The following is a 1,103-nucleotide window of genomic DNA, read 5'->3' as shown; positions in this document are numbered from 1 at the left end:
TCGTCGGTCTTCTGGGGCCGGTTCCTGCCGGCGCTGCGGTCCGTCGTCACCATCCCGGCGGCGCTCGCCGACATGTCACCGACCCGGTTCGGCGTCTACACGGCGGCCGGCACCGTCCTGTTCTACGCGGCCGTCGGCGCGGTCGTCTACTACGGCAGACAGCAGTCCCTGTTCGAAGCCGCCGGCTCCGTCGCCGCCGATCGGCCGGTTCTCGCTACAGTGTTCGTAGCTATCGCTCTCGTAATGGGACTCCTGGTCGTCACGCAGTATCGACGGCGAGAACGTGGTTCCTATCGGAACAACTGAAGCCGTTCGCACACCGATCGCACAGCCCTCCTGCGATCGCACGTGCCTGCTTTCCGGTGGGAATGCCGGTTATGCGTTCGGTTCCCAGTTCTCCACGGTAACGGTTTCGCCCGCCGGGATCCCCTCGCGGTCGTCGTCGACGACCACCCAGCCGTCCGCCAGCGCGACGCTCGAGAGGACGCCCGACCCGCTCGCTCGCGTCGGAATCGCCGCGTACTCGGGTTCGTCACGCTCCCGGTCAGCCTCATCCTCGTCGCGAGCCTCGAGCCGAACCCGCGCGAACGTCCGCGTCCCGGGTTCGCTGGGGATCTTGCGCTCGAGGATCGCCCGCGTCGTCGGATGGGAGTCGGGTGTCGTCCCCTCGAGCCAGCGCAGAGTCGGCCGGAGGAACTGGACGGCGTTGACGATGCAGGCGACGGGGTAGCCCGGCAGCGCGAGCACGGGGGTGTCCTCGACGATTCCGAGACAGACGGGGTGACCGGGTTTGAGCCCGACGCCGTGGACGACCACCTCCCCCAGATCGTCGATCACTTCCGGGAGGAGGTCGCGCTCGCCGACCGAGGAGCCGCCGGTCGTGACGATCACGTCCTTCGTCAGATCCCGCTGGATCGCCACGCGAAGCGACTCGGGATCGTCGGTGACCACGTCGCGGTAGGTGGCTCGAGCGCCCCAGCGCTGGGCCAGCCGCGAGACGGTGAGCCCGTTGGTTTCGACGACTTCGCCGGGATCCGGATCGCCCGCGACGAGTTCCTCGCCCGTCGGCACGACGCCGACGGTGGGCTGCTGGGCCACCGAGA

2 protein-coding genes are annotated in these 1,103 nt (G+C 68.9%); one reads left to right on the top strand and one right to left on the bottom strand.

Features of this window, described 5'->3' with window-relative positions; genetic code table 11:
* On the top strand, positions 1-306 hold a 306-nt coding region (locus tag PGX04_RS24300; protein ID WP_377043368.1), incomplete at its 5' end, for a DedA family protein.
* Positions 307-375: 69 nt separating this feature from the next.
* On the opposite strand, the gene PGX04_RS24295 is transcribed toward PGX04_RS24300, so the two are convergent.
* A partial coding sequence (locus PGX04_RS24295) for a molybdopterin molybdotransferase MoeA (RefSeq protein ID WP_273740860.1) occupies positions 376-1,103 on the bottom strand: 728 nt, incomplete at its 5' end.

The organism is Natrinema soli (genome assembly GCF_028618695.1).
Note: the sequence above shows the minus strand (reverse complement) of the source record. Positions and strands in the feature narration are given on the sequence as shown.